This window comes from Syntrophomonas sp. DTU019 (genome assembly GCA_913757435.1).
GTDB lineage: Bacteria > Bacillota > Syntrophomonadia > Syntrophomonadales > Syntrophomonadaceae > DTU019.
In genome coordinates this window covers 16,552-43,174 of the sequence record CAJYDM010000002.1, presented here as the reverse complement: position 1 = coordinate 43,174, position 26,623 = coordinate 16,552, and the positions used below count along the sequence as shown (strand labels likewise).

28 protein-coding genes are annotated in these 26,623 nt (G+C 46.2%); 23 read left to right on the top strand and 5 right to left on the bottom strand.

From position 1 onward, the window contains the following. Window positions 1–19 precede the first annotated feature (19 nt). From AC15IQ_RS05920 to AC15IQ_RS05885, 8 genes are all read left to right on the top strand, one after another. The gene (locus AC15IQ_RS05920) at window positions 20–1,198 is read left to right on the top strand and encodes an ADP-ribosylglycohydrolase family protein (protein ID WP_483177822.1); all 1,179 of its coding nucleotides are present in this window, start codon (window positions 20–22) and stop codon (window positions 1,196–1,198) included. After that, window positions 1,195–2,082: a hypothetical protein gene (locus AC15IQ_RS05915; RefSeq protein ID WP_483177820.1), complete on the top strand. Its 888-nt coding sequence runs from the start codon at window positions 1,195–1,197 to the stop codon at window positions 2,080–2,082. Before AC15IQ_RS05920 ends, AC15IQ_RS05915 begins: the two co-directional genes overlap by 4 nt. Before the next feature lie 474 nt (window positions 2,083–2,556). Beyond that, entirely contained in the window at window positions 2,557–3,504 is a 948-nt protein-coding gene (locus AC15IQ_RS05910; RefSeq protein WP_483177819.1) for a PGN_0703 family putative restriction endonuclease, read from the top strand. Window positions 3,505–3,835: 331 nt separating this feature from the next. After that, a complete protein-coding gene (locus tag AC15IQ_RS05905; protein WP_483177817.1) occupies window positions 3,836–4,081 on the top strand; it encodes a type II toxin-antitoxin system RelB/DinJ family antitoxin in 246 nt (81 codons plus the stop codon). Between the two features lie 29 nt (window positions 4,082–4,110). Next, window positions 4,111–5,628, top strand: coding sequence for a hypothetical protein (locus tag AC15IQ_RS05900; protein WP_483177815.1), 1,518 nt, complete (start codon window positions 4,111–4,113; stop codon window positions 5,626–5,628). Between the two features lie 608 nt (window positions 5,629–6,236). Further along, window positions 6,237–7,154: a Fic family protein gene (locus tag AC15IQ_RS05895; protein WP_483177814.1), complete on the top strand. Its 918-nt coding sequence runs from the start codon at window positions 6,237–6,239 to the stop codon at window positions 7,152–7,154. Window positions 7,155–7,249: 95 nt separating this feature from the next. Continuing rightward, on the top strand, window positions 7,250–7,429 hold the full coding sequence (locus AC15IQ_RS05890; protein WP_483177813.1) for a hypothetical protein: 180 nt from the start codon (window positions 7,250–7,252) through the stop codon (window positions 7,427–7,429). 73 nt (window positions 7,430–7,502) lie between these two features. Continuing rightward, window positions 7,503–7,691 carry a hypothetical protein gene (locus tag AC15IQ_RS05885; protein ID WP_483177812.1) on the top strand — a complete coding sequence of 63 codons (189 nt, stop codon included), beginning with the start codon at window positions 7,503–7,505 and terminating at the stop codon, window positions 7,689–7,691. Between the two features lie 68 nt (window positions 7,692–7,759). Here the strand turns inward: AC15IQ_RS05885 and AC15IQ_RS05880 are convergent, their stop codons facing one another. Next, a complete protein-coding gene (locus AC15IQ_RS05880) occupies window positions 7,760–9,418 on the bottom strand; it encodes a hypothetical protein (protein WP_483177810.1) in 1,659 nt (552 codons plus the stop codon). A gap of 446 nt (window positions 9,419–9,864) precedes the next feature. On the opposite strand from AC15IQ_RS05880, the gene AC15IQ_RS05875 reads away from it, so the two are divergent. From AC15IQ_RS05875 to AC15IQ_RS05865, 3 genes are read left to right on the top strand one after another with little or no spacing between them, the layout of a single operon-like run. Next, window positions 9,865–10,371, top strand: coding sequence for a DUF6431 domain-containing protein (locus tag AC15IQ_RS05875; protein ID WP_483176943.1), 507 nt, complete (start codon window positions 9,865–9,867; stop codon window positions 10,369–10,371). 49 nt (window positions 10,372–10,420) lie between these two features. Continuing rightward, entirely contained in the window at window positions 10,421–11,776 is a 1,356-nt protein-coding gene (locus AC15IQ_RS05870) for a DDE-type integrase/transposase/recombinase (RefSeq protein ID WP_483176942.1), read from the top strand. Next, window positions 11,769–12,569: an ExeA family protein gene (locus tag AC15IQ_RS05865; RefSeq protein WP_483176941.1), complete on the top strand. Its 801-nt coding sequence runs from the start codon at window positions 11,769–11,771 to the stop codon at window positions 12,567–12,569. The genes AC15IQ_RS05870 and AC15IQ_RS05865 overlap by 8 nt, the downstream gene beginning before the upstream one ends. Before the next feature lie 85 nt (window positions 12,570–12,654). Here AC15IQ_RS05865 and istB read toward each other — a convergent pair whose 3' ends face one another. Next, window positions 12,655–13,404: an IS21-like element helper ATPase IstB gene (istB, locus tag AC15IQ_RS05860; protein WP_483176950.1), complete on the bottom strand. Its 750-nt coding sequence runs from the start codon at window positions 13,402–13,404 to the stop codon at window positions 12,655–12,657. After that, the gene (istA, locus tag AC15IQ_RS05855; protein ID WP_483176949.1) at window positions 13,361–14,917 is read right to left on the bottom strand and encodes an IS21 family transposase; all 1,557 of its coding nucleotides are present in this window, start codon (window positions 14,915–14,917) and stop codon (window positions 13,361–13,363) included. Before istA ends, istB begins: the two co-directional genes overlap by 44 nt. A 214-nt stretch (window positions 14,918–15,131) precedes the next feature. On the opposite strand from istA, the gene AC15IQ_RS05850 reads away from it, so the two are divergent. The 4 genes from AC15IQ_RS05850 to AC15IQ_RS05835 all read left to right on the top strand — a co-directional run bounded on the left by AC15IQ_RS05850 (window position 15,132) and on the right by AC15IQ_RS05835 (window position 19,066). Then, on the top strand, window positions 15,132–15,686 hold the full coding sequence (locus tag AC15IQ_RS05850) for a TetR/AcrR family transcriptional regulator (RefSeq protein ID WP_483177809.1): 555 nt from the start codon (window positions 15,132–15,134) through the stop codon (window positions 15,684–15,686). Between the two features lie 3 nt (window positions 15,687–15,689). Beyond that, window positions 15,690–16,028, top strand: coding sequence for a hypothetical protein (locus AC15IQ_RS05845; protein ID WP_483177807.1), 339 nt, complete (start codon window positions 15,690–15,692; stop codon window positions 16,026–16,028). 401 nt (window positions 16,029–16,429) lie between these two features. Then, complete coding sequence (locus tag AC15IQ_RS05840) at window positions 16,430–18,376, top strand: serine hydrolase domain-containing protein (protein WP_483177805.1); 1,947 nt, start codon at window positions 16,430–16,432, stop codon at window positions 18,374–18,376. Window positions 18,377–18,487: 111 nt separating this feature from the next. Beyond that, window positions 18,488–19,066 carry a TetR/AcrR family transcriptional regulator gene (locus AC15IQ_RS05835; protein ID WP_483177804.1) on the top strand — a complete coding sequence of 193 codons (579 nt, stop codon included), beginning with the start codon at window positions 18,488–18,490 and terminating at the stop codon, window positions 19,064–19,066. A 137-nt stretch (window positions 19,067–19,203) separates the two neighbouring features. Here AC15IQ_RS05835 and AC15IQ_RS05830 read toward each other — a convergent pair whose 3' ends face one another. Next, window positions 19,204–19,647: a DUF3788 domain-containing protein gene (locus tag AC15IQ_RS05830; RefSeq protein WP_483177803.1), complete on the bottom strand. Its 444-nt coding sequence runs from the start codon at window positions 19,645–19,647 to the stop codon at window positions 19,204–19,206. Between the two features lie 268 nt (window positions 19,648–19,915). Here AC15IQ_RS05830 and AC15IQ_RS05825 point away from each other — a divergent pair, with 268 nt between their 5' ends. From AC15IQ_RS05825 to AC15IQ_RS05815, 3 genes are all read left to right on the top strand, one after another. Next, complete coding sequence (locus tag AC15IQ_RS05825) at window positions 19,916–20,776, top strand: AraC family transcriptional regulator (protein ID WP_483177802.1); 861 nt, start codon at window positions 19,916–19,918, stop codon at window positions 20,774–20,776. 140 nt (window positions 20,777–20,916) lie between these two features. Then, window positions 20,917–21,042 carry a hypothetical protein gene (locus tag AC15IQ_RS05820; RefSeq protein WP_483177801.1) on the top strand — a complete coding sequence of 42 codons (126 nt, stop codon included), beginning with the start codon at window positions 20,917–20,919 and terminating at the stop codon, window positions 21,040–21,042. A 245-nt stretch (window positions 21,043–21,287) separates the two neighbouring features. Then, entirely contained in the window at window positions 21,288–22,580 is a 1,293-nt protein-coding gene (locus AC15IQ_RS05815; RefSeq protein ID WP_483177799.1) for a hypothetical protein, read from the top strand. 76 nt (window positions 22,581–22,656) lie between these two features. Here AC15IQ_RS05815 and AC15IQ_RS05810 read toward each other — a convergent pair whose 3' ends face one another. Continuing rightward, window positions 22,657–22,782, bottom strand: coding sequence for a hypothetical protein (locus AC15IQ_RS05810; protein WP_483177798.1), 126 nt, complete (start codon window positions 22,780–22,782; stop codon window positions 22,657–22,659). A 572-nt stretch (window positions 22,783–23,354) separates the two neighbouring features. Here AC15IQ_RS05810 and AC15IQ_RS05805 point away from each other — a divergent pair. From AC15IQ_RS05805 to rarD, 5 genes are all read left to right on the top strand, one after another. Continuing rightward, complete coding sequence (locus AC15IQ_RS05805) at window positions 23,355–23,489, top strand: hypothetical protein (RefSeq protein ID WP_483177796.1); 135 nt, start codon at window positions 23,355–23,357, stop codon at window positions 23,487–23,489. A 57-nt stretch (window positions 23,490–23,546) separates the two neighbouring features. Next, a complete protein-coding gene (locus AC15IQ_RS05800) occupies window positions 23,547–24,035 on the top strand; it encodes a hypothetical protein (RefSeq protein WP_483177794.1) in 489 nt (162 codons plus the stop codon). Continuing rightward, a complete protein-coding gene (locus AC15IQ_RS05795; RefSeq protein ID WP_483177793.1) occupies window positions 24,032–24,505 on the top strand; it encodes a hypothetical protein in 474 nt (157 codons plus the stop codon). The genes AC15IQ_RS05800 and AC15IQ_RS05795 overlap by 4 nt, the downstream gene beginning before the upstream one ends. A gap of 417 nt (window positions 24,506–24,922) precedes the next feature. After that, entirely contained in the window at window positions 24,923–25,429 is a 507-nt protein-coding gene (locus AC15IQ_RS05790; protein ID WP_483177792.1) for a CBO0543 family protein, read from the top strand. 188 nt (window positions 25,430–25,617) lie between these two features. After that, window positions 25,618–26,526 carry an EamA family transporter RarD gene (rarD, locus tag AC15IQ_RS05785; RefSeq protein ID WP_483177791.1) on the top strand — a complete coding sequence of 303 codons (909 nt, stop codon included), beginning with the start codon at window positions 25,618–25,620 and terminating at the stop codon, window positions 26,524–26,526. Window positions 26,527–26,623: the final 97 nt, after the last annotated feature.

The following is a 26,623-nucleotide window of genomic DNA, read 5'->3' as shown; positions in this document are numbered from 1 at the left end:
CTACAAAGGAGTGGACCCAATGAGCGCCAATAGGACTATTCTCAAGAGGTTGCTACAGGACAATCAGATTGAAGTCCGTGACGGTATTATATTTGATGTACCTCCCGACCCACTGCCTGCACAGTTCCAATTTTCGTATGTTGAGGGCATGATGCTGGGTTTGGCCATAGGCGATGCTTTGGGGAATACCAGTGAGAGCTTGACCCCTAGGGAGCGCTACGCAAAACATGGAGAAATAACGAATTACCTTCCCAATAGACATGCCAATCGTAGTGCTTTGGGTTTGCCATCGGATGACAGCCAATTGGCCTTCTGGACATTGGAACAAATGATAGCGGATCGCCACATGAATCCGGAGCATATAGCCAGGAGGTTTTCTTGCCAGAATATTTTCGGAATCGGTCAAAGCGTAAGAGGTTTCTTGCGAAACTATAAAGGGGGTAAGCCCTGGTATGATGCAGCTGTAAAATCAGCGGGAAATGGTGCAATCATGAGAATTGCCCCGGTTGTGTTCCCTTATTTGAACTCACCATCTGCAGATTTGTGGGTGGATACAGCATTACTTGCTGCCATTACTCATAATGACTCAGCTGCCATCGCAGCATCCGTGGCTTTTGTGTATTTGGTTTGGCAGCTCTTAGGAATGACATCTCCGCCAGACCCTTGGTGGTATAAGGAAGAATTTACAAAGGTGATCAGGGATTTGGAGATCAGGCACGATTACAGACCGCGCACCCCTCATATCACGGATTATTGCGGTGGTCTAGCTGACTACTGCGAAAAACTGATAGACCAGGCCTGGACCAATAATTGGTCAGTGGTGAAAGCGTGCGATTATTGGTATTCAGGGACTTATTTGCTTGAGACCATTCCGTCGACACTATATATTCTGATGAAATACGGTCAAGATCCGGAACAGGCCATTATACGAGCAGTGAACGATACACGCGATAACGATACTATTGCTGCCATTGTTGGGACTGCTATGGGTGCACTATACGGTAAGGAGGCCTTACCAGATAGATGGCTGACGGATCTGAGCGGAAGAACCGGGGAAAACGATGATGGTCAGATGTGTAGGCTGCTGGAGCAGGCGAAGGTATTATTCTGGCACGCAACTGATTGTACGGCGGCGGTAATAAATTGTGTTAAACCGTGTAAACAACCTTGTGCTATCCGAAATGAGGGCAGGCGATGAGAAAATTAGATTATATCAACAGTGCTTCGGTTAAAGACTTTGTAAAATGGATTGAACCCAAGCTGGACAGCCCAAACGGTTTCTGCCATTCCTACCAGATGAAGAAGCCCGCCAAATACTGGGCATGCGATTCCATTTATTCAGCATATGAAACCTACCACTGGCCGTTTAGATGTGTTGACCCATTTACCGGCCATCAGTTGAGCGGCAGCAGCCTTGAAGAAAGTGCTCGTTACTTGGGAGGATTATCTTTGGGGCTAAGAAACAGCATCGAGAACATGGACCATGCGGCCTGCTCAAAACACTGTCTCCTGATACTGCAGTGGGGTGGGGTACGGAATAAAAACGACAAAAGGATTCAGCAGCTTGGCAGCCAAATATGCAATTACCTTAGGGAAGTTGAGCAGATTTTCAGCAGTGATTTATTATTAAGAGAGTATTACCGCGACAGCATTATAATGAATTCCGGCTTCACCAAGATATATTCGCTGTATATAGAAGATTTCATAATATACGATGGCAGAGTTGGAGCCGCGTTAGGTGTCCTCGTTCGTAAGTTTTGCGAAGCCATAAAACTAAATCGAGTTCCGCCTGAACTACTTTTTGCCTGGGGCCGGGGAAAAGAGCAGACTTACAAACCGGGCAGCGTCAACCGGAGGAATCCGAGCAAAGGACCTTACATATTCCCGGAATTAGTAAACAACCCTAAAAGGCATACCGAAAGCAATATTAAGGCCAACTGGCTCTTAAAGGCGATTCTTGAAAATACACAATCAAATTTCAATAACTTAGACCAGAAGATGCAGCTAATGGCCTTACAATCGGCTTTATTTATGATTGGATACAGTGTGGCTGAATCAACTGGCTGTGGACATGGTGATTAATGTGCAATACTTGCGAGCAGAACTTGCTCTCTAATAATCCTAGAGGAGACTACAAGGGGGGATAGGTTTGTTATGAAGAAACGCGACCAGGGCTGTATCTGGGCTAGTCATTGTGACCCAACTTTGAATGCCGCAATTACTAAGCTAGTTCCAGGTCAGCAGTTACATCTATTGGTGAACGGTTCGCCAACTATTTGGGCCAGGATGAACGATGGCAGGATGGACGCCCCACCTTCGGGATCAAGATCATAGACGGTAAACCTGCCTGGCAGAAAATAGCGATGGGTGAGACCTTCCATGTAAGTCTGCTTCAGAACACAGCTGGTTGAGGGGTGGATTGCAGGGCATTCTCCACAGTCTTTATCTGGGCTTTAGAGGTAGGAGAAAAATAAAAATCTATACCCACTTATAAAGATGGTTGGCAGATTGACTTAATAACCTCTATATCGATTTATTATTGGAGGAGGAGAGTGCATGAGCAGCAGACGCCTGGCCAGGACATGGCCATATCCGCGCTACAGTCATTATGAACGGGATCTGCGAAAGGTTGCGGCGGCATGGTTTAAGTCCAAGGGCTACAACGTGCATTCCAGATATCCATTCATTTTGGATGAGTTCGATAACTGGCCCAAGAACATCATATGTTCTGATGTGGTTGCCTATATCAAGGCCCAGCGAGAAGTCAGCAAGGGCAAAGAAGCCTATACCCTACATAAGTATATTCACCATGGCTTAAGCAGCCAGGCTATGTTGTTTAACCTGTTAGGACCGCTGATTGTCCGCGACGATCTGGAGTCATTGCAACCCGCTTTCAATGATGCCGGAATGAATTGGCCGCAAGGTGAAATAAGCGCCCGGTTCGAGTTGACCGACAGAACTGTTTTCAATGAAGATTCCGGGCAGCCCACCTCAATCGATCTGGTTATAACCGGTTCAGATGTGGTTTTGTTTGTGGAGTCCAAATTATCTGAGAAGGAGTTTGGCGGCTGTACGTTGTTTGCAAATGGCGACTGCGAAGGGCGCAACCCATGCCAGATTGGCCTTAATAACTGCTATTTGCATCATATTGGCAGACAGTATTGGAATCGTCTGCAGGAACATGGTTTCTTAGAGGGCAATATGACCGCAAGCCCAATATGCCCGTTGGCCAACTACTATCAATTTTTCAGAGAAGCCATATTTGCTTTGCATAATAAAGGGATCTTTGTACTGTTATACGATGAGAGAAACCCGGCTTTTATGCGCCAATCGAAACACGGCGGGACCACTCTCGGGCTTTGGCCTTTCCTGCAATCTTTTATTCCGGAGAGCAAACGAGACCGCATTGGTGCTGTCACCATTCAGAAGGTGGTTGCAGCCATAACCGTCAGCGGTCGGCATAATGACTGGATTGGTGAGTTTAGGGCTAAGTATGGGATGTAAGTGCAGCACGCAGCAGCTACCGAAAACTAGCGAATAAAATAAAGACACTCGAAGCCGATAAACAATCAAAAAAGTAGACTAGGGAAGGGGGTGCGGGAAGGCCCGTTCCCTGCTTCTTCATTGACAGATTCTTTTATTGTACTTAAAAACAGTCTGATAAATATGTTAATCGGCTTTCCCCGTATGTTGACAACCCCACCGCCCGACACTCTGATGGCAACACTGTACCAGCTTTTATTTAGATAGGCGGTTGATGCTAGCAACCATGCAGCTAAACGATCGCTTTTCGCAATACATCAGATCATAATAATTCAGAATAGGAGGTGCCTTTATGGCAAGAACATCAAATATATTTGCCCGAGTAGAACCGGAAGTCAAAGAACAGGCAGAGCGTGTTTTAGAGCAGCTTGGCATCCCGATGTCCAACGCAATCGGGCTTTTTCTCAGGCAGGTGGTGCTCCACCGAGGTATTCCTTTTGAACTGAAGCTCCCGCAAAATGAGCCTCAGTCAGTGGGTATGCTGACCGAGGAGCAATTTAATGCTGAGATCGAGAAAGGTCTGACTGCAGGAATCTAGTCCGCTAAGTGCCTTAAGGAGCGAATGAGATGCGCAATCGAATTGTCAGTGAATATTCCAATCAGCTGCACCAACTGCTGGTTTCGGTATCAAAGCATTTGTACCTGGGTGGTGATGGTCAAGTAAAGTATCAGGATAAGCCGATGGATGTAAATCTAAAAAACGTCGCCAAATCAAGGAAGGAGCATGTGGTCTACTATATTTTGCGGGACCACTTCAGCGGCACCTTCACCCTAAAAATCACCACCACCAAAAGGCTTATCCCTCTGGCGGATTTTTTATACTATGCCTGGAGCGAAGAGGTGGGGGAAGATAAGTTCATCTGGGGAATGCCGGAGACGATTATGATTCCACGCACCCTTGATATTGATGGCCTAAAGCCCGGATTAGCCGGTCTTAACATCCAGGTAATACACCCGACCAGTGGTTTTGCTTCCGGGGTGAGAGTAATCAGAGATATTGAAGACAACCTATTGTTTTGGATGGGCAGAACTGTGGACCATACCCTGGAGGGCATAAACAAGCTGCGCTTCAAAGTGTACCGCGACCTGATTGCTGCTCCCTATCGAGACAATTATTATGACTTTTGGCGGAATTGTCTGCCAGCCGAAGGTCATTCCCGGATCGTTCCGCCATACCCTGATTTCATCAACCTTTTCACCGAGGGCGGCACCGGAAACTCCGGTTTAGTTCTTACCAAGCATGCCCAGAACGCCGTCGATGTAGAAATGCAAAAGCCTAAGCGCAGCAAGAAAAAGGTATCTTCGGATTTTCCGGTGTTTTCTCGCGAGAAACTTCAACAGGCGCAGGATTTGGTCTATGAGGCCTGGGAAGAACCTAATTGGCAAAAAAGCCTGGCTTTGGCCCGCAAGGCGTTGCGTATATCTCCATTTTGTGCCGACGCCTATAATCTTCTGGCGGAAAAAAGCAGGGAACCCGAGGAACGCCAGCATTTATATGAGCAAGGGGTCAAGTTCGGCGCAATGGCCTTGGGGGATTTGTATTTCAAAAGGTATGTCGGCCATTTCTGGATAGAATCTGAAAGTCGCCCTTACATGAGAGCTTTGGCAGGCTGGTCGAAAGGTCTGTGGAAAAATGGACATAAACCAGAGGCTATCGACAACTATAAAGAGTTGTTGAGATTAAACCCCAATGACAATCAGGGAATTCGCTATATCCTGGTCAATTGCCTGCTGGAAGAAGAACGGGATGTGGAGGCTGCCAGAATTCTGATGGAGTATGAGGCAGAATCGTGCTTTTTTCTATACAGTAGAGCCCTGCTGCACTTCAGAAGAGGACAAAGTGTCTCTGGTGATGATTTGCAGCAGGCTTGGGTGTCAAACTCTCATGTGCCCGCTTTCCTGCTGCGGTTGAAACCGCTCCCTTTTCAACTCCCTGACTTCTATAGCTGGGGGAGCGAAGGAGAAGCCGTAATCTATACTGCTGGGGCTCGAAAGGCGTGGGAAAACACCCCGGGGGCCTTAGATTGGCTGTCGGATGGAATCAAAAAACTCCAAGCCAGCCAAGCATCAAAAAGAGAACCCTAGGAAGGGAAGCCCTAAGGATGCCCTTTCTGCTTCCCGCACACAATTAGGCACAACGGCCTCAGGAGTAGTGTAATACTATATGCGTAGAACCTCCGACACCAAACTTGTCGAAACTTCTTAATTGCGGCATAAATAGCAAATCAATATTGGTTCCCAATACTGTAGCACTGCTGACAAAAACCTGTCAGCACACATAAGAAAAGCCTGCCACGACCCGAAGGGCCGCGAATGCTGATTGTCTCTGCATTATGCCGCTTACTTGCACCCCTTTGCACTGATACGAGGTTTTAACCTTCTAGTTCTGTGCTGAATTACATTAAGTTCAGCAGTAGAGACATCTCTGCAAATCTTCTTATCTATTCACCTCCAGATTATCAAACCTCCAATTGGGGTAAGTGGAGAGACTTCAATTATGAGGAAGTCTGCAGGTTTACCTCCAAATAACGCAAACGTGCCATAGAGCCTGGGAGGCTATCCAAACACTAAATGAGGTGTTTGAAATAGAGCAGACTCGAATTTTATCGGAATAATAAGACCATAATAACCGAATAAATCCCGATAATATTCCGTTAATATGATATACTATAAAACACTGAGGAGGTGAAACGATGCCATATATCACCGTAAAGCAGGCCTCGGAGCGGTGGGGCCTATCCGACCGCCGTGTTCGTCTGCTCTGTGCAGAAGGACGGATAGAAGGCGTCATTAAGAAGGGGCGTTCCTATCTCATTCCCGAAAACGCGTTGAAGCCGATTGACGGGCGCGCTCTGCGCGGCAAGGATATCCCGGAACAATACCGCGCACTGTTTACGTCTGTCGATGAGATGAAGGCGGAGCTTGACCGTCGGCGTCCATTGACGGTTGGGGAGTCGAAACGTTTGCAGGACGAATTCCTGGTGGAATTTACCTACAACTCAAATGCCATCGAGGGTAGCACACTCACGCTGCAGGAAACCGCGCTGGCCTTGGAGGGCATAACGATTGACCGAAAACCGCTGCAAGACCATCTGGAGGCGGTGGGGCACCGTGATGCCTTCCTTTATGCCGTTTCGCTGGTCAGCGCTAAGGTCCCGATTTCTGAACGGATCATCCGTGAAATCCACGCTCTCGTCCTGATGAATAGGCCGGAAGATAAGGGGGCGTACCGGAAAATCCCGGTAAAGATTATGGGCTCGCACCACGAACCTCCGCAGCCTTACCTGGTTCCGGTTCAAATGGAACGACTGGTTGCGGATATGTCCCGCGACAACCGGCACAGCATCGAAACAGCGGCTCTGTTTCACCTCAACTTTGAGGGAATCCACCCCTTCATCGATGGAAATGGGCGCACCGGACGGCTGATACTGAACCTCATGCTTATGCAGGCAGGCTACCCGCCAATCGATGTGAAATTCACCGACAGAAGAAAATACTATGCCTGCTTTGACAGCTATTATTTGGACAATGACGCCTCGCCAATGGTCAATATGGTCGGAGAGTACGTAAAAGAAAGACTTTCGCAGTATTTAAATCTGTTGCAGGGCTAAAAAAGGCCTGGTGGAAAAACCGCGAGGCTGTCGAGAACAGCTGCTTTGAGTTCAATCTGGCCCCAGTCAGTCTGCTACTGATGGGGGCCGGGGTGGTGACAGCCATACCCCTGGTCTTGTTCGCTGCCGCACCCAAACTGCTGTCCCTGGGGGTGGTGGATTTTTGCAGTATATCAGCCCCCACTCTCACCGAAGTCAAGTCGGGAACAAGAGATCTGCAGGTGGCCCGGTCTGGGCAACTCCCCCCCTTGAGTCACCACAGCTGCTTAATCTAGTTTCCTGTTGGTTGATCTAGAATAATACAACCGAGAACAAAGCAATTTAGTGAAATAAAATGGAGCCGGAATGATGGATAGTAACCAAGTCTATAATAAGTTCGGAGGCCATTATATAGCTGACGATATGACCTTTTTAATGGGGATTGATATTCGCTTTACTGATCACCTTGCCTCCAGGATGAAGGATTATGTAGTTTTAGAGACCTGTACTGGAGGAGGATTCAGTACAAATTATTTTGTCTTCACTTTGGCAGTTTAGCAAAAGTTATTGGAGATAGTAAGTTTAGAGTGTAGGGCCAACAAAGGGACTGACTCAGGGCAGCAGATTTATCTCAGCTCACCAATACAGACAGTTCCTGAACTAATATTGTAAAAATATATTTTGTTGCCGCTTATATAAATGTTGTTGCTATAGGCTTTGTCTGAGGTTTTGAAAACGACTTTGCCGTTGTGGTCAAAAACCATGATGCGGTATTTTGACTGGGCAGTTTCGGTAAAAGTACATACCAGATACTCTTTATTATCTCCGCAAAGCTTGATGCCATCAAGCTCTGCCCCCGCGTTTAAGTTCTCTCCTTTCAGGTTATAGAGGTTCTGATCCAGCCCGTCCTGCCAATAGACATTGCCGTTTAAGACCGAAAATTTTCCTATTTTATTTGGTACCTTTACCAACTCTTTAAGCAATTCCTCGGTGCCGTCACCCAAAGAATAGCGATAAATACTGCCTTTACTTGCATAATAGATGTAATTTCCTTCGATTATAAAGGCCGTTACTTCCCTTTCACTGATGCGAAGGGTTTCATTGGTATGGATATTCACTTTATATATCCCGGTAGTATATATCCCGGTGGTGCTTGTGTTTTCAGCCTCAGCCATGATATCAAAGCCCAGGATATAAAGGTCATCACCGACCAAATACACATCCTGTGAAGAACCGCCTCCTCTGCTCTGGTCTTCTCTCACTCTCCAGGCCCAGCCGTAAAGCAGGTCCGGATTGCCCAGGGGCAACCACTCACCATCTTTTCCTTGAATAAAAAGATTTCCAGGTCCAGGAGCTGGCCCGGCCCAATATTTGATGCTTATGTCCCCAAAACTTTTGATATTGTATCTGGTGTCATTGAGCAGGGTGGTGGTACCATCGTCATTAAGCCTGAGCAGATAATCGGTTCCCATGGTTGCCCCGCCCTGGTGATAGGTCAAAAAAGCCTGCCCGTCTTCAGCGTAAAGGTTGGCATAAACAAGGGTTTTCCCGTCCACATCCTGCCACCCATAGGTCCATACCGGGAGCTGATATACTGCTTTTGTGTTGGAAGTATCGGATAGTAGGGCCTGGATGATCTGCCCTTTAGCATCTTCGTAATAAACATAAGCATTGGTTACTGCCACATTGTTTTTAAAGCTACCGTCTGCTTGCTTGGCCCTGTTGCCGGGCAGCTGCTTCTGTTCCAGTTTTTTATTATCTGAATTGATCACCAACCCGTTGTTACTGTCAAAGCTGTAGTCCCACCCGAATTCATCGACCCCATAATTCCAGGTGAGTGGGAAATAGGTAATATTGCGAAAAACCAGCAGGGGGTATTCTTGCTTACTGTTTTCAATGGCCTTTCCATTTACCATAACGGGAAAGACAGGAATGGAAGCGACCTGCTGGCGGCTGTTTTTGGCCGAGGTCCGGTAGGGATTGTAGGCTGCGGTTACTGCAGTGGTTTCTATAGACAGGCCTGCAGCATTGCCTCTCCAAGATGTTTCCAAACCTAAAAAGCGGCAGTCATTATAGGTCATAGGAAAATAGGTGATATCCTTGTAGACTATCAACGGGTATTGGCTGTAGCTGTTATCAATCTCTTCACCGTTGATAGTTACTTTAAACTCCGGCAGGGCAACATCTATGTTTTCGGCACCCTGAGCCCCATAAGCCAGTGCAGACACGCCCACTACCAACAGCAGAGTTAAGATCAAGCCAAGCACACTTCTTTTCATCTTCATGTTCTGCCTTTCAAGTGTATTTACTATATCTACATGGCTAAGGGAAGATAACTTTCAGAAGGTGCGCAAGTAGGAACGGTTCTTGCTTGGCCTCCCCATTTGAGCTGCGGCGAAACTTGAGATTGACAGTATTGGCAGCACGGGTATTGATCCTGTATATTTATGCTACCTACCGGAAGGTAGGAAAAGAAACATTAAGGATATTATCACGAATTCAACCAAACAAATTATTAAGAGCAAGGCCTTGCTGTTAAAGCCAACCTAACCCGTCCAAAAGCTGACGGAGTTGCCTGACCAAAAATAGCTGGATATAATGACCATATTATACAGAAAGGAAAGACGCCTCTGTATAAATGTGCTAATGCGACCAACAGAAGCACCAGAGACGTCCACACCAAGTATGGTTATTGTATCAAAATATGAGCTGATAGAGAACCCTTCCAAGGGTGTTTTCTGTTAGGAGCTTGGAGCAGATTCCTTGTCCCTGCTGCAGCGGGGGATTAAAGGTGATAGGCAGCCGCAAAAGAAGCTGTATCAATACCCATGGAAACAAGATAGTTTTGAGTATTCGTAGACTGAGATGTGTTGACTGCAAAAGGATTCATCATGAACTTCCGGATATATTAGTTCCTTACAAACACCATGTGCGGGAGAGTATAGAAACTACAATTACCGAGGAAAGACAGATGAGTGTAATTGCAGATGAGTCTACCCTTAAGCGGTGGCAGAACTGGTTTTTTGAAAGAGCTGACTACTTCCAGAGTTGCCTGACATCAATAATCCTAAGGTATGATCTAAAGGAATCTGTGGGAGGTTTATCCAGCCTTCCCCCGTCCAAGCTCCACAGGATCTGGCAGCATGTAGGAGATGCACCCGGTTGGCTGGCCAGAGTTGTCAAACCCATAGCCAATTTAAATTTATGGTCACATACCCGTTCAGCGTTTTGTCCATAAAAGTGTAAAGGTAAACTCAATGTTAAAGCTTAAAAAGGAGGCTTGAGCATTGAGAAATGACAAGAAGGCAGAAGAGATAGCGGCCCAGCGGGTGCATATGCTGGCCCCACTCCTTGCTGAAGGCCTGGATGCCGGACAGGCTAAGGTAATCAAAACCCGGATATGTGAACAGACCGGGATATCCGAGCGCACCTTACGCAGGTATCTAGACCTGTACAGGAAAGAAGGATTTAACGGACTAAAGCCCAAAGGCAGAGGCAAACGGTGTAGCGAAGAAGCAGTTCCCATTAACGTCCTGGAGCAGGCCATATTGCTGCGCCGCCAAGTACCCAGTCGCAGCATATCCCAAATCATTCAGATCATGGAGTGGGAGGGCTTAGTTCAGCCAGGACAGATCAAGCGTAGCACCCTGCAGGAAAAGTTAGCCCAGAGAGGTTACAGTAGTCGGCAAATGCGCATGTATACCGGTACCGGTGTAGCTGCCAGACGTTATCAGCAGAAATACCGTAACCAGCTCTGGCATTCTGACATAAAATACGGGCCCTACCTGCCCATCGGCAAGGAAGGTAAAAAGAAGCAAGTCTACCTGGTTACATTTGTGGATGACGCTACTCGCTTCATTCTGCATGGTGAGTTCTACCCGGTATTAGACCAAATAATTGTTGAAGACTGTTTCAAGAAAGCCATCCTAAAATACGGCGTTCCGGAAAAAGTATACTTTGATAACGGCGGTCAGTACCGCAACAAATGGATGAATCGAGCCTGTGCCAAGATGGGAATCAGGCTACTGTTTGCAAAACCCTATTCCCCCGAAGCCACTGGCAAAGTTGAACGTTTTAACCGGGTGGTTGACTCATTTTTAGCAGAGGCCAGATTAGAGGAACCACAAACCTTAGACAGATTAAATCAGTTGTTCACAGTCTGGCTGGAGGAATGCTACCAGCACAAGCCTCATTCCGGAATAGAGGGTGAGCTTAGTCCGGCAGTGGCATACCAGAGTGACCGTAAGACCTTGAAATACCTTGATCCGGAAATACTAGCCAGTGCATTTATGCACTGTGAGGAAAGAAAGGTAGATAAATCAGGCTGTATCAGCTTTGAAAGCAGAAAATACGAAGTAGGTCTGACTTTTATCGGCTGCAAAGTCGATGTCATCTTCGATCCGGCAGATATTAGTGAACTTACCATCGAATATGAAGGACACCAGCCCTTTAAAGCCCGGCAACTGGTGATTGGAGAACGGGCGGGTAAGAGACCGCCCTTACCCGAATTCATGCAGAAAGAACCCACTGATTCATCAAGGCTGCTCCAAGCAGCAGCTATTAAGCACCAGGAGCGCAAAGACAACTATACCCCCGCCGTTTCCTATCGTTCAGTAAGCAAGGAGGGCGAAGGGCATGTTTGAAAGTTTCTATGGTCTCCAAAAGACACCTTTTTCCAGGGATATACCCACTGATCAGTTGTATCAGTCACACCTGCTGGAAGAAACCCTGGGGAGGCTTGAGTACACCGCCCAGCGGCAGATGTTTGCAGTATTAACCGGAGACTGTGGAACCGGTAAGACCACTACCATAAGGTGCTTTAAAGAAATCCTGGACACATCTCGGTATATGGTGATGTACTTGGCTGATTCCAAGTTAACACCTCGGCATTTCTACAAAGGCCTATTAGAGCAATTGGGCTGTGAGGCTAAATTCTACCGGGGAGACGCTAAACGGCAACTACATAAAGAGATCGAACTGATGCAGGGTATCCACCACCTGCAGCCCGTGGTTATCGTGGATGAAGCCCATCTATTGGACAAAGAGATGTTGGAAGAAGTCAGGTTCCTGTTGAATTTCAAAATGGACGCCAAAAGCCCGATGGCTTTGATTCTGGTAGGCCAGAATGAACTCTGGGATAGGCTTAAGCTTCAGTCCTATTCGGCCATCAGGCAACGCATCGACATACAATGCAAGCTGCCTCACCTGGATCGCTCTCAGGTTGGCGAATATGTAAAAAGACACCTGGCTTATGCCGGTGCCGAACATGATATTTTCTCTGATAACGCTGTTGATGAGATATTCAAGTTTTCAAGTGGAGCAGCGCGAATGGTTAACAAGGTCTGCACTCATTGTCTGCTTTATGGAGCTCAGAACAAACGTAACATTATTGATGATCATATGGTTAAGCTAGTTGTTCAGGGAGAATTGAGTTAGTTCTCCCTGCCCCTTAAGGGGCTGCCCAAACGGTGTAAGCGGTCAAGTATTTTGGAGAAATTTTGGCCAATAATTTTCCATAGGACTACAGTCTTAGTATAGAATCTCGATGTTTAAGGCGGTAACTGTCGCCGGTCAGATTGAATATCTCACTATGATGAGCGATTCGATCCAGGATAGCGGTAGTTATAACCGGGTCTCCCATCAATTCGGCCCAGTCTTCAAAACCCTTGTTTGAAGTTATTATTAAGGCCGTCTGTTCATAAAGTGATGATATCAATTGAAAAAACAAATTAGCTTCCTGCCTGGTAATGGGGACAAAACCTATCTCATCAATTACCACTAAATCTGAAGCCATGATCCGTTTCATCCTCTGGCGGCTCCGGGTTGAGGTAGTTTCCAGCTTAAGATGCTTGATTAAATCATCCATATTTACGAAGCTTACCTTGTAACCTTTTTTCACAGCCTCAAGCCCGATAGCTACAGCCAAATGAGTTTTCCCCACTCCCGGAGGCCCAAGGAAAATCAGATTGTAGAACTTCTCAATCCATTGCATATCCAGCAATTGATTAACCTGTTTACGGGTAATAGAACGCTGAAATGCAAAATCGAATTCATCTATGCTTTTAACAAAGGGAAACCCCGCCATCTTCATCCGGCGCTCTTCAGATCTTTTTTCACGGTAGTTTATCTCTCCCTGCAGCAGCCGGTTAAGAAAATCCAGATAGGATATGTCGGTACTGCTTGCTGTCTGCAGGGTTTGATCCAGGTTGTCTCTGCACCAGGAAAGGTTAAGGCTTCTTAAATAAGTCCTGGTTTCTTCGGCCTTGTTCAATACTCATACCTCCATAAATAGCGGCGTATTCGCTAATATTTCTGATCTCGGTTTTAATCCGATAGGCAAGAGGTATGGCAGACGTATCAAGTATAGTTTCCGCCGGGCTGTTGTTTTGCTGGGCAAAATACTCCAGGGCGGTCTTGAATTCAACTGCGCTAAAAATACTCCTTTCCACACAATAATCTAATGCCTGGGATATTGTTTCCAAAGAGTAATTTTTAATCGTTTGGATAATGAGATTATACTGGTCACGAACATATCTGGGTTTTTCTTTACGAATACCATCGAGGAAAACAGCTGCTATTTCACTTCCTCCCATATTGGCCAGGGTATCTTGATATAATTCGGCTATCCGGGCAGAATGGTCGCGTTTATGATTGTTATTCCTGATCAATCGGCCTTTATCCAGAGATATTTCATGACGGGCCAGCTCTTCATCGGTTTCAAGGTCAAAAACGATTAGTATGCCCTGGTCTGCTTTAATCTTCACTTCTCTTTCAGGATGGTAAGTGCCCAGGGGCAAAGTATATCGGTTGCTGTTGTACCAAATGATATTGTCTTTGCGTACCTGTCTTGTTATAATTTCTTCAGGTTGATTAATTATGGTCGGTATCGGTTTTAAGTGTTTTTGTTCTTCTTTAAACACTTCTGCCGGTACCTTTTTTGTTGTGCCATGTATATTGGCGTTTGCTGTTCTGTTCAGCCATTCTATACACCCCTGATTAAATGCTTGAATGTTGTCAAATATCCGGTGCCTGGCGTAGTTGCCTTTGGCATATTTGATAACTGCCTCAATTTTGCCCTTGGTCTCCGGATCACTTTTGCGGCAAAGATATATCTTAAAACCCATCTGCTGCCGGAATCTCTCGAATTCTGCTGTGTATATGATATCCCCAAAGTTTTCGTTTATAGCCAGGAGCCTGTCCTGATCGTACACAATTTCTTCTGGCACCCCTCCTATGTATTCAAAGGCCCGATAATGCACCTGTATGAATCTGGCTGCTGTAAGTGGCTTATCGTCCCATTCAACATATTTATAACGGCTGTGTGAGAGAACCAGCCCAAATCCTGTGAGCTTTACCCGCTGCCCCTGGGTATTTACCAGGGTGGTAAAACCTAAATCTACTTGTGCCTGATAACCCATGGGCAGTTCTTCCACTGCTTGGTATTGACGCTGGATAATAGGCTTCTTAATGTTATACTGAATCCGTAAACTCCTGATAAATCGTCTAAGCGTTCTCTCCTTTCCCTGATAATCTAAATAATGCTGTTTAAGCCAATCTTGTATTTGTGCTGATGACATGTCGGGATGTTCCTGTAACCACCTCACAATTTGTTCTTCGTATTTTTCAAGCTTTCTGGTTCTTTTTGTGTTTTTTCTTATTTCGTCATATTCGTCTGGCGTCACCTCCCAATAACGATCAACTGTTTTCCAATCTATGCCCAACTGCCGTTGAACTTGTGATTTATTAAGCCCCATCTCCTTTAGCTGCTGTAATTCTTGATACATCGGCCACCCCTTCACCTGGTTCCTCTCCTCGCATAATTGTAGTCTTTTACCCTACAATTTTAGCTGGTTTGGAACATTAAGGTAAATATTCTCCGTTTTTAGTGGCCAATTTTTCTCCCTTTTATTTTACCGTTTACAAACGGTCAGCACATCCGTCAACTTTTGGCCAAATTACACCGTCTATCACCGGACATTATGGGGTGGCAGTAACACCTTGCCATTGTTTGCCCGCAAGGGCTATGAGGGCACTACCATGAACGAAATAGCTGAGCTGGTGGGCATCAAGAAGGCTTCTCTGTATGCGCATTACAGGGGCAAAGAAGAGCTCTTTTTTGCCATCTATGAGGACCTGCAGCAAGACTATATTACCATGACGCAGCGGATAATGAACCAATGTCAAGACAGCTCCGCAGAGGAAAAGCTCCGGCAAATGTTTGAACAATATGTTGGATACTATACTGAAAATTCTGATATTCAGGCTTTTTGGATTCAGGGTCTGTTTTTTACCCCATCTGATATTTACAGCAGATTTTATGCGGAGATAAAAGAGTATCAGGCTGTTGTGGAAAAATGGATTGAGGAGGCAATTGCCGAGGGGATGCGTTCCGGGATAATCCCCCGCGGTGATCCGGCAAAAATGCTGTTCGCTTATTTGAACTTTCGCGATGGGCTGTTGAACGGGATCATTTTTCGGCCCGAAATGAGCGAGGAAGAGAATATAGGAACCATGTGGCTATATTTTTGGCTGGGAGTGAAAGGGAGGTTGTAGTCTATGAGGGAGCAGAGACGCTTAAATGTCATCGAATGCTTTGGCTCTCCTCGTGAAATTGGGATTCAAATCGGGGCAAAGTGTGGTGACAACATTGCCAAAGCCCTGCAGATGATCATCGGCGGCTTGTCGTTGCTACATAATGCCGAAAAGAGCAATATTATCGCCAATGCTCTGAATGGACAGATGGGGACGGTCCTTTTTTGTTCCCTTTTAGGGTTAAGACATCCTTATGAAATAGGTATGCTGCCTAAGCCCGAAAGGAACGTCCCCATTTTGGCACATAACCAACATAATGCCAGCCTTCACCTTAATAACTATATTATGGTAAGTCTATCATAAACCAGCATTCGCTCAGATGTGAGATGGTGGTCGTTTTGATGGTCCAACAGAGGGCCAACAGAAAGAACGTCCCTCTGTTGGTTCTCTCTGTTGGTTCTCTGTTGGTTCCTCTGTTGGTTCTGTTGGTCAAAAACTTCTTGTAACATATATTGATTTATGTTACATATAATATAACAAGTGTTATATAATATATGTATTACTAGAAGGGTGGTGTTGCTACGGTACCTGAGCTCAAATATGCAGCTGACCTAATAATTGATTCGGCCTTTTTAGATAGTTGAGACTGAAGCAATAGATGATATAACCATACGGAGAGTCGCTGAACTTATGGGCGGATCGGCAGCTTCCTAAAAGGCAGACTGCGTATAGGTCAAAGATTAAGATAGAAATGAGGGGGACGAATGTTTAAAAGAAGTAAATATCTGACCTTAGTTGTTATCTTGATAGCCTTTATTTTGACCTTATCTACAAATGCAGCTTGTGCAAACAACAATAAAGATACCAGCCTGGAAAGCTTTTTTGACAACTCAATGAAATCTAAAATGGAGAAATATCATATTCCCAATGCAGCCGTATCAGTGGTGAAGAACGGCCAAATCGTATATAAGAAAGGATTCGGTCAGGCAGATATAGAGAATAATATCCCGGTGGATCCCGATACTACCCTTTTTCGTATTGGCTCTACTTCAAAATTGATTACCTGGACGGCAGTAATGCAGCTGGTTGAAGATGGCAAGCTGGATCTGAACACCAATATTAATGAGTATTTGGATTTTGAAATATCACCCCAGCTTGAAAAACCTCTGCGGAACACGAATACAGGACCAATAACCATGACCCATTTGATGACCCACACCCCAGGTTTTGAAGATTACCCCGAAAAACTTTTCCGACTTTCGGAGGAGGAACTTCTGCCCCTGAATGAATATATGAAGAAATACCAGCCTGCCAGGATATTTCCCGCTGGAGAAGTTGCCGCCTATTCAAATTATGGTACTGCTTTGGCAGGCCATATTGTAGAAAGAGTATCGGGTATGCCTTTTTCAGATTATGTTGAGAAAAATATTTTCACACCGTTGAATATGAATAACAGTACCTACCGGCAGCCTCCCACGCTGAACCCGCCCGCCCGTATTGCGAAACCCTACCGATTTATAAATGGGTCTTATACGGAAGCAGGTTTCGAATACATCATGCTCGAACCAGCAGGCAGCATGAGCAGTACCGCTGCGGATATGGCCAATTTCATGATGGCCCATTTATCTGGTGGTGCTGTTAATGGAGGGCGGATCCTTAGGGAAGAAACAGTCAAAGAAATGCATGAGCAGCATTTTACCTATGACCCGACGTTAGGAGGCATGACGCTGGGCTTCATAGAGGGGGTCTTTAATGGCCAAAAGGTGCTTTTTCATGGCGGAAGTACCATGCTCTATAACTCAGGCCTTTATTTGCTGCCGGAAGAGGATACCGGAATTTTTATTTCCTGCAGCGGGGGTAATCATCTCCTCCAAACCGAGATCTTTCAAGAGTTTATGGATCTTTACTATCCCATAGCAGCCCCGATAAAGGCAGTGCCTGGCGAAGGCAGCCGGGAAAGGGCGGAGCGTTTTACCGGCGAATACCAGATGAACCGGAAAAGTGTCACCACTGATGAGAAGATCGTCAGTATATTAGCCGGGGGGATTATTAATGTTGATGTAAATGAAGAGGGCTATCTTCTGGTGACCCATGGCGGAGAAATCAATAAATTTGTTGAAATCGAGCCGGGTATGTATCAGAACCTGAGAGAAGGAAGGACTCAGGATTCCCTGGGACAGTTTCAGAAGATTATTTTTAAAACAGATCCTTTAGGCAGGATAATGCTGACCACCGATGGCCCTATGACCTATTCGAAAGCGCCGTTTTATTCAACCCTGAGTTTCACAGCCCTGGCTGCCGGAAGTATAATGTTGATCATAATAATTTCGCTTATTTACTGGATTATCAGAAATATAGCCGATTTGTTCAAGAAGGGAAAAGATAAAGGTTCCAGGCTTTATGCCATTGCTTCCTGGGTTGGGATCGGTACCAGCATCAGCATCTTGCTTATGTTCTCCACTTTTTTCTCTTCAGGCATTGATCCCTTATACCAATTGCCAAAAGAAGCGTATACGGCGATAGAAAACCCGCCTTTACTTGATTTACTGCCCACCCTTATGTGGATCTTCAGTGGTTTGCTGCTGCCTTTTACTGTGTTTGCCTGGTGGAAGGGATTGTGGGGGCGGCTCTCCCGCGTTCATTACAGTGTATTTACCCTGGCTGTTATGGCACTGATGTGGATGTTGAATTATTGGAATTTGCTAAGTTAGTGATATTTTAAAGGGGTAGGGTGAAAGTATTGGACAATTCCGATCAACAGCATAACGTGAGTTACAAAAACGTACGTAGTATATAAAATAATGTACAAAGGATGGCTTGTTATGGGACCAAAAATTAAATTTTCTAGAGAACAGATCATTGAAGCAGCTTTTGAGATCGCCAGTACAGAAGGAATTGATAAGATAACCATGAGAAAGATCGCGGAAAAGATGGGCAGTTCTGTAGCCCCCATCTATGTGAATTTTAAGAATACCGATGAACTGATGGAAGCTTTGATAGAAAAGATCATAAGTATCAGTCAACAGCTTTTTGTTGAAGAAAGCCAGGGAGCCCCATTCCGGGATATGGGGCGGGCAAGTCTGCGCTTTGCCGTGGAATACAGCGTGCTTTTCAGAGATTTGGTTCTGAAAAATAATGACTATATGCAGGAATACGATGAGAAGATGATGCCTGAATTAATTGAAGAGATGCAAAAGGACCCTGAACTGCAAGGGTTTACGGCAGATGAGTTAAAAACCATTTTGCTGAAAATGAAAGTATTCCAATTAGGACTTTCGATTATGGCTGCCAATGGTTTACTTCCCAAGGATTATGCCATGGAGGATATAATGGACATATTATCAAGCACAGCGAATGATGTGATACGGTCAGCCAGGCTGAGTAAAACGGATATCAGGTGAATCCTTACTAGGCGGTTACTTTGCCCGAAGTCTCCACCAGTTGAATAATATGATGACCCGGCTGGCCGCATCCATCGCTTCCGGGGGACACGGGGACGGGGGAGGTGTCACCTTTCACCTCAATCTGTCCTCTGCTTTTAGGAAACCGGTAAGTCATGTTTTAAAACCAGCAGTTCACGAACATTTTTCAGGACTGCTTCGCTTTCCACCTTTATCATGAGCCATTTGGTGCCGTTAAATGGGCGCGCCGATCTTACTAAATCCAGGACTGCCGGTTCAAATTCGTTTTCCAGAGCTTCAATGATGGGAACCAGATCCAGTTTAATAACGATCAGTAAAATGAAGATTTCCTTTTCCGGATAGAGTGTGCAGAGCGATTTGCCGGATTTTTGATATTTGACATTCCATCCTCTTTGCATGGAACATTTACTATAGCTCATCTTTGGTTTGGCTTTATATTTATTCTGCAGAAAAGAGTTGAGATCGATCCAAAAGCTTAAAGCGGGTTCTTCGATGTACCTGGAGATTTCCTCAAAGGCCAGGTGATGGCTCCCGTCAAGTATTAAATCATTGTCGTCCATTGCAAACTCCTTTTACTTTTATTAATCCTGTTCAACCGGGGGATCATCAGGATCCAGCTGTCTAAAAGCTAAAAGACCTGCAGCTCATTATAACGAATTCGTCTAACATGGGGACATGGTTACCACCTTATAATAATTTGTTATATAATTCTACAATACTCGCAGCAACCCCTTTCATTGGAAAAACGAACCTCTCATATTTGTGCAACAAATGCGAGGATCACAGCACAGGTTTACTATATCCTTTTGATTGTAAGGAGGTGATAGGATGGAATGGATATCAAGGTTAAATGAAGCAGTGGATTATATCGAAGCGAATCTCGAAAAAGAAATCAGCTATGAGAAAGCAGCACAAATTGCATGTTGTTCAACTTTTCATTTTCAAAGAATGTTTTCCTATATCGCAGATGTTCCGCTTGCCGAATATATCAGACGCAGAAGGATGACCCTGGCAGCTTTCGACTTACAATGCGGCAGCGAAAAAATTATTGATATTGCGCTTAAATACGGATATGATTCGCCTACTTCCTTTAATCGAGCTTTCCATAATGTTCATGGAGTTTCCCCAACGGAGGCAAGAACCAAAGGGGCAGCTCTCAAAGCATATCCACGTATCAGCTTCAAAATAACAATTAAAGGAGATGCTGAGATGAATTATAAGGTCCTGACAATGGAAGCATTTAGAATCGTCGGTATAAAAGAGCACTACAACATGAGTGTTGAGGAATGCTTTGAAAAGGTACCGCTGTTTTGGGGAAAAGCAATACAAAGCGGGATCGTGCCGGAGATACTTAAGCTAATGGATAAGGAACCGTATGGCTTGCTGGGTGTAAGCACTTGCATGAATGGGCAAGATCTTGATTATTATATTGCAGTTGCTACTGACCAGAGAACCCCCGACGGAATGCTAGAATACAATGTGCCGAAATGTACATGGGCAATTTTTGAATGTGTTGGTGCTATGCCAACTGCTATTCAGGAATTGCAAAAACGTATTATAACAGAATGGCTGCCCACATCCGGATACGAATATGCTAATGCACCTGACATTGAGGTGTATTTCGAAGGAGACCAGCAGGCACAAGATTATAGGTGTGAAGTATGGCTGCCTATTACTAAAAAGTCATAAGGCTTTACGTTAAGTTATAAGCAAAATAAAGTTTAAATCAGTTGGGGTGACAGATGGGGACGTTCCTTTTTTGGCATGCTCCCCAATGAGCAGACACCTGAAATAACAAAACTCAGGACTACGCAGAGGGGAGCTTTTCTATGGATATAAGGAACATCAGCTATGAAAAGAAATTGGAAGCAGTTGAAAGGTACAAGCGAGGTAAAGGAAGCCAGGACAGCATAGCACGGGAATATGGGGTAACAGAGATTAGCGTGAGACGATGAAAGAAAACGCCGTAGTCAGCGTCTACTTCTTATATGGCTAGATTTGGATAAAACGGTTGGTTCCGCAATACCATGTCAATGCAGTGCGGTCAGCGTCTACATGGCCGCCGCGATCTTGGCCGTTTGACCCGCCTATACCAAGGTGATGAGGGCTTTCCCGGCTGGTACCCGGCCTTGCCGCGGTTTCGCCCCATCCCTAGAGGGAATGACGATTACCGCCATTTTCCAAGAGAAGGGGTAATTCCATGAGAAAAGTTTTGTTGTATCTGTGTTTGGCCTTGACCGTGCTGCTGTCCGGCTGTGCAGACCCCACTTCTTCCAGCAAAGAAGCAGCGGGCACACTTCCACCGTCTGGAACCCTCCCCCTTTCATCATCCCCGGTGTTAAATGGGCCTCCCGCTGCTGGTGACAGGGAAGATCAAGGCAGCACCGACCCGGGTTATGCACATGCTTCAAACCAAACTCTACAGAAAGAAATAAAGCTGACCGAATCTGTGGTATCGAAATACTACAACTATTTTGTTGAGCGTCACACCCTGGTGGATAATCGGATATTCACCGTCAACGAAAATACCCTGCAGGATGATGTGATATACTTCGCCTTCATGAATACCCAACCGATCGAAGGCAAGCCGGCCAGCATCCGCACCAAGGGGCAGATAGACAATGTCCTAACGAAGTATTTCGGGATAAGACCCAAACGATACAGCACCGGGATTTCGAGTGAGACCACAAACGGAGAGGTGCAGCTGGGCAGTGTAGTTGAGGACGTGGTACGGGTGCACCGGCTGCTTCTAGTAAAGCTTGCCGATAACGGCGACGGCAGCCGCCAGGCGGTTTTCAAACTGTACCAAATCCCAAACGGACGCATGCTACCGGATTTTGACCGCAGGATTGTGGCAGCCGACCCTGCCATGGAAACGTTTCATACCATGGATGTGAAGGCAACTTTCACCGAGATTCCGGAAGGAGACTCGTATTACCTGAAGTTTAGCAAATTTACGCTGACACCCCGTCAGGGGTCATTTGCTCCGCCTCCGCAGGAAAGGGATCACTCCAAAAAGGTGAGCCCTGATGAATTGCAATCCTTCCACGGGCTTTCCATCGGCATGACCCTGGATGAGGCCAAAAGGTTGCTGAACCTGCCCGAAGACGCCTATGAGCGCAGTGCAGATGATTTCGCCGATTATACCCTGGTTAATGTGGATGGATGGTACTATACCTTCCGCACCCTCCCCCGACAACAAAGCGATGATAAAACCCAATACCTGGTATCAATCAACATCCGGGAGTACTTGGATGCAATTTTCCGGGGCATCAAGCTGGGTGATGCCTATCAGGATGTGATTAAAGAGTTCCCCTCAGTGAGCCAAGAAGAGCAGACACCGGGAAATCCGGGCAGCTATTTTACCCGTGATTACAGATTTGCCACAACGCTGCACAATGTGGACATCTTTACCGGCGATGTGCACATCTCCCTGTTGTTCGGACGATACGACACCCTGGCATGGGCGGATATTTATTACGCTGACATCTGAATCATAAAGCCTGCGGATACTTGAATAACCAGGACGATCTCTGCCAAGTCCGCCGGCCCGGGGTTATCGCCATGCCCTATTTTACGATTTTAATGAACTGCCGGAACAACTCATCTTCGTAAGTCCTCATCATTTCGAACCAGGCCATCTCGGTGGTAGTGATCATCGCCCCCAGCTCCCGCATACATTGCAAGGCCGCCATGCGGTTCCAGGAGGCGCGAGAGGATACCGCATCTGAGGCTACATAGTTCTGGTCCAGTTGCCGTAAATCAGGTTGGAATCATGTACCGTCCTGGCCAAGGCCCTCTGAATACAACAATCAACAAGGTGGTTTTATCCATAACCAACATAATGCCACCACCCTCCTCCTATATAAACCAGTATTCGGTCAGAAGTGAGGTAGTGGTCGTTTTGATGGGCCAACAGAGGGCCAACAAGAAAGTCAGACTGTGCGAAAAGTCCTTGAATTCATGAACTGTGCTCTCAAAGTGGGGGGCGGTCGTAACATTCCGAGCTAAATGCTAGCCTCCATCCCATAATCATACCCAAATCACCCAAGAGTGGGGCGCCCCAAAAACGTAGAAAAGTTTTAACACAGTCTGACGTCCCTCTGTTGACAAGCAAGGCGGAGAGAAGTGGTCATAAAATATGATGTGCCAGAGTAAGCAAGTCACTTAATAAACGTACCTAAGGTAGGAAGTTAAATGAGTTGACAGCCTGAAATATATCGCAGCTGTCTAACATGAATAATTAAGTAAAGGCAGCGGGTGTAAAATGAAACGTTTTATATTATGCATAATGATCCTCATGATGGTGTTTTCATTAAGCGCCTGCCAGGGTGAGCAGAAGAACCCGGCAGGAAAGGATGTCCCGGTGAATCAGCCAAGCGGTGAAAAAGAGCCTGACTAGGAAACTAAAGATCAAAGCGGGGAGCAGACAGCCTACTACTTCACCGGTGGGCTTCTCTTGGGCAGTTATGACAAAAGCGGTTGGCACAGCCTAAGTGATACCAGCGGAAATTACAGAGCTGGAACGGGGAATGCCTCCGATTTTTATGCCAAAGACCTGCTGGCAGTACCGGAATACCATGTTTACAAGGATCAAGCTCTTTTAGGCGATGCCAAGAGTATCATCTGGCTGACCGAAGAGGACTTTGGCCTGGGCAGCTTTGAGTCGGAGGGGATCAAGGAGAAGTTTTCCCAATATGGTGAGCTCTATCGTTTTGAGGGAAACAGCCACGCCAGTCACCGGATATTTTCGCTGCCTACCACTCTGGGAAATGAGCTTAGCGGCCTGCAGATCCCTAAATATTCATTCTGGGCCTATTTCCCCAGCGGAGGGAATTGGAGCTATCAGCAGAATGAAGGCATTTTGGTGACCAACTCAGCTTCTATCAACTTCCTGTCTGATATGAAAAGAATGTGCCCGCCACAACCGAGGCGGAGAGTACGTTGAAAAAGCTGTTTGCTGATGCCGATATGGGCAATACCGTTTCGAAATTTATACAAGGCTTCAAAGGCGATTTTGATGGCGAAGGCAGAGAAGAGTATGTATTTGCGGCCAACCACCCCAATCCGGAAGAAAACGACTACTGGCCTATCATTGAAGGAGAGGGGACCAAGGATGATGTAGGAACATTTTCCGTCCTTCTCTATCAGGATGATGACGGGAAGACACAGATCCTGCACAATGATCTGCGCCGTTTTAAAGCGGGCCCGGTCACCTTCAGCGGGGGACAGTATGACATTAGGGATATCAACCATTGCCATACCCTGAAACTGACAGATATCGCCGATCTGAATGGAGACGGAAAATATGAGTTTATTATGAAAATTGGGCTTTGGGAAGGCGGCTATGATCAGGTATACGCCCAAAACCATGAAGGGACTTATGTGGTGGTCTTGCGCTCCAATTCAGGGATGTAGCAAGGAGCGAAAAAGTGACCATACCCTGGAAGACATAAACAAGCTGCGCCTCAAAGTGCACCGCTACCTGACTGCTGCTTCCTATCGAGACAATTACTACGACTCCTGGCGGAATTGCCTGTGAGCCGAAGGTCATCCCCGGATGGTTTCGCCATACTCAGGTTGACACAGGTTGACAAATAAGGAACGTCCCCATCTGTCACCCATCTGTCACCAGGAACGTCCCCATCTGTCACCATCTGTTGGGGAATGTTTTTATAACTCCCGGGGATATTAAGCAATATAAGACAGCAGTGGAGGGTAGTTATGGATTACGTCAATACGCTTCACCAATACAGAGTGGCTCTCTGGGATTTAACATATAACCATTAACTCAGTGAAGAACTATTTTCGGCTCAGTGGTTCGGCCTGATCGCCATGCTGGTTATCTTTTATGCGGTTTGGATTAAGTTACTGGACAAAAAACGTCTGTTGGAGATATTGCTGTTCGGGTCTTTTGTCTCGGTGATGGTAGTCTTTATAAATATCGCCGGAACTACCAGAGCTCTGTGGCAGCTTAACATTAGACTGTTCCCAATTCTTCCAGCACCTTTTCCGTTCGACTTCTCAATTGTGCCTATACTTTTGATGCTGGCCTATCAATACTCAGACTCCTGGGCTAAATATATTGGCTGGAACGCACTGGCAATTGCCGCCCCGGTATTTGCAATAGCACCACTATACCAATCCTTGGGCATTCAATCTGTATATATAGGCCCAGCTTTTTCTTATATTTTATTATTTGCGGTAGGCTTAATTGGCAGATGGGCGATTCTGGCGGTTCTCAGAATCGAGTCAAGAGCGCGGCAGCATACTGCCTATAGCCCAAGCCACCAAGGGACAGCCCAGCCTGCCTTTAAGCCCAGAAAAAACGTCGATAATTGACGGTGACAAATGGGTGACAAATGGGGACGTTCCTGGTGACAAATGGGGACGTTCCTTAAATGTCAACTTCATGACCCCTGGAAAAGGCGTTTTTGCACCCACTTACCACAGATCTAATCCGGCTTGCCAAGATACCATCAGAAAACTATAATTAGCGGTATGTCTGATGGTAAGTACAAGTGAAAGAAATGAAGATTTTAAAACGCAATCCAAATGCAGCCGGGATAGGATATATGGTGGGAGCATACCTGCTTTGGGGAATTCTGCCTATTTACTGGAAGCTGCTGCAAAACGTGCCCCCAGTCCAGATACTGGCCCACCGCATCATCTGGGCTTTCGGCTTCTTGTTGGCCCCCTTGCTGGCCACCGGAAAATTCAAGGAATTCTGCAACGAGACTGCTCAGATCGCCCGGCAGCCCGGCAAAATGGCCACCGTATTTATCGCCGCAGTGATACTCAATCTCAACTGGCTCACCTATATTTGGGCGGTCAATAACGACCACATTGTGCAAACCAGTCTGGGTTATTACATCAACCCCCTGGTCAGCGTTATGCTGGGGGTAATCGTCATCAAGGAGCGACTGTCGATGGGGCAGTTGATCGCTTTCCTGCTGGCAGCGGCGGGTGTTTTTAGCCTGACCTTGCAATATGGTGCCTTCCCCTGGGTGGCCATGGTTTTGGCAGTGACTTTCGGGCTTTATGGCCTTATCAAAAAGACGGTCGATATCGGTTCCGTAACCGGCCTTACCCTGGAAACTCTCCTGACCTGTTCTTTCGCCGTGCCCTATCTGAGCTATGTTTTATCCACTGGCAGCAGCTCCTTCGAGTTCAGCTTTACCCCGGTCAGTCTGCTGCTGATGGGGGCTGGGGCGGTGACAGCCATCCCCCTGGTCTTGTTTGCGGCCGGAACCAAACTTCTGCCCCTGGTGGTGGTAGGTTTTCTGCAGTATATCAGCCCCACCATCACCCTGCTGCTTGGGGTTATAGCCTACCACGAGCCTTTTACCCGCGGCCACCTGCTGTCATTCGGGCTCATTTGGGTGAGCCTGTTCGTATTCTCGCTTTCCCGGAGCAGAGTATTTGTAAAGCTGGCATAGCCAGAGGCGAACGTCAGACTGTGTAAAGACTATTCTACGTTTTTTAAGCGCCCCGCTTTTGGCTGATTTGAGGCTGATATATGGGATGGAGGCTAGC